This is a genomic window from Gemmobacter sp. (assembly GCF_016792925.1).
Classification (GTDB): domain Bacteria; phylum Pseudomonadota; class Alphaproteobacteria; order Rhodobacterales; family Rhodobacteraceae; genus Gemmobacter.
In genome coordinates, this window is record NZ_JAEULU010000164.1 from 1 (window position 1) to 2579 (window position 2579).

At 66.5% G+C, this 2579-nt stretch carries 2 protein-coding genes; both read right to left on the minus strand.

All coding sequences use genetic code 11. The features are described from left to right. Positions 1-814: UbiD family decarboxylase (locus JNN06_RS07970; RefSeq protein WP_291239060.1), on the minus strand; the 814-nt coding region annotated here is incomplete at its 3' end. Further along, positions 801-2579, minus strand: a 1779-nt coding sequence (locus JNN06_RS07975) for an MMPL family transporter (RefSeq protein ID WP_291239061.1), incomplete at its 5' end; no start/stop codon positions are given. The genes JNN06_RS07970 and JNN06_RS07975, both read right to left, overlap by 14 nt.

Consider the following 2579-nt stretch of genomic DNA (forward strand, 5'->3'; position numbering starts at 1 on the left):
CGGGCATCGAGCCTGCCAGCGGCGCACCGGGCAGGGCCTCGGGCACCTGTTCGGCAGTGATCACGCCTTCCAGCACGATCTCTGACCGGGCCAGATAGGCCAGCCCCTCCGCCGTGCGGGCCAGCGCCAGCGGGGCCTGCGCCAACCCTCCGGCCAGCGCCAGCTTGTCCAGCGGCGCAGGTAAATGGCTGGTGGAGGTGGCAGAGGCGATGGCCAGCGCGGGTGGCACGCCGATATTCACCGTCACCGGCAGGTCGCGCCCCCCGGCATGGGCGGCCTCGGCCATCTGGCGCAGGGCGCGGCCCGGCAGCATCCACAGGCCCAGCCGGTCCGGCCCCAACACCAGCATGCGATGCGCCGAAACCGCCACCTGCGCACCCACCTCGGCCAGCAAAAAGCCCATCGACAGATAGCGCCCGGCATCGCGCGGGGTGACCTGAGGCACCGGCAGTGCCGTCAGATCGGGCGGCATCGGCAGATGATTGCTCGCCGCCTCCCAAACCGGCGCAACCGGGGCAAAGCCGGCCAGCGTATCGGGCGCGATGCGCTGCGGCAGGCCGGGCAGCCAGCCGCGCAGCCGCACCTCATCGCCATAAAGCCCGAAGCACAGCGCCGGGCCTTGGGCTTGCGGAAACAGCACCACCGGCTCTGGCCCTGCGCGGGGCCGGGCCGGGGGGCCGATGTGATGCGCCGCCAGCTCCGCCGCTGCGGCATCGGGGCCAAAGCCCTCCAGCCGCAGCACGCCTTCGCAAGTGGCAAGGGCCGCCCGCAGATCGCAGGCAGCCCCACCCTTCACGCCCTCAGGCCGCCGCATCGGCCACCTGCAAGCTGCGCTGCGCCGCCCGGTCGCGCTTGCGCCGATACAGCGCAATCACCGCCGGGCCGATGGTCACATCCGCCACCAGCGCAAGGCCGGTGCCTGTCACCATCAACATGCCAAAGGTGCGGATATTCGACATTTCCGACAGCATGAACACCGCGAAACTGGCCATCACCACCAGCGTCATCACCACCACGGCATCGCCAACCTCGTGGAAGGTGTCGCGCACCGCCTTCACCACATCCGAACCCTTGTCGACCTGACGGCGCACGGTGTGGAACAGGTGCAGCGTGTCATCGACGATGATCCCGGTGATGATCTCGCCGATCAGCACGGTGAACGTGTCGAGCGGCAGGCTCAGATAGCCCATCAGCCCCAGCAGCACGAGGAAGGGCAACAGGTTCGGAACCATGCTGACCAACCCCCAGCCGACCGAGCGCAGTGCCACCATCATGCAGCCCAGCACGATCACCACCGACAACAGGTAACTGGAGGTCATGCTGTCCAGCACGGCGGTCGAGGTCTGGGCCAGCAGGGCAATCAGCCCGGTCGCCTGCACGTCCGCCCGGTCGCCAAGCGCGGTCTGGAACTCATGCTCCACCTTGGCGATGACATCGGTATAGAGCTTCGCCTCCAGCCAGGGCGTCTGGAAGGACACCCGGCCCGTGTCGTAATCAAGGCTGACATAGCGCTTCATGTCATCATTGCCCTGCCCTTCCAGCAGCAGGATCTGATCCCAGATCTTGTCCTGCTCGGGCAGTTTGCGGTGCCGCACATCGCCATTGTGGATGGCCTGATTGGTCTCCTCCAGGAAGGAGATCATGCTGGTATGGCGGCCAATCGGAATATCCACCATGCCCGGCACCGCCTGCGCCGTCGCCTCTACCGTCTGCAACAGACCCGCATCGCGGAAATCGAGGCCGTTTTTCGGCGTGATCACCAGCTCCAGGTTCACGCTGCCCTGATAATGGCTGTCGATGAACTCGGTCGAGACGCGGGCCGGGTTGTCCTCGGGCAACCACAGCAGCGAATTGTGCGAATATTCCAGCCGCAACATGCCCAGAATGAAGATGCCGCAAAAGGCCAGCGACAGGGCCAGAACCTTGCCCGGCGAGGCCGCGCTGGCCGCCGCGATGCGCTGCATGAGGCGTGCCGCGCGCCCCGGCCCCGGTTGCTGACGATCCAGAAAGCGGCGCGGCAGAAAGCGGAAGGCCATGGTCGCCCAGAACAGCGCCAGCACATAAGACAGGCCCACCGAAACCAGCCCGAAAATCCCCAGATCCGAGATCGGCGCCAGCGGCGAGATCAGCAGGCCGGCCAGCCCCCCGACCGTGGTGATGGAGGCAAAGAGGATCGGCGTATGGCAATGGGCCACCGCCTCGGCCAAAGCGGCGCGGCTGTCCCCCAGCTCGGCCCGGGCTTTCAGCAAGGCCATCATGAAATGGATGTAACTGCACAGGCCCGTCACCAGCGTCATCGGGATCAGCAGCTGCATCGGCGGCGTCATGGCGGTGCCGGTCATGGCCACAGTGGCCAGCGTGGTGAAGATCGAGGTGAAGAAGGTCAGCAGCGCCCCGAAAGACACGATCACGCTGCGCGTCATGGCGAACATGGTGATCAGCGTGATGATCACACAGGCCAGCGTGAAGCGCGGCATGTCGCGATCCATCATCCGCACGATCTCGGTGCTGACCACCGGCGCGCCCGCCATATGCACATCGAACCCATCGGCCTGATAGCGGGCGATGATGGTCGCGGC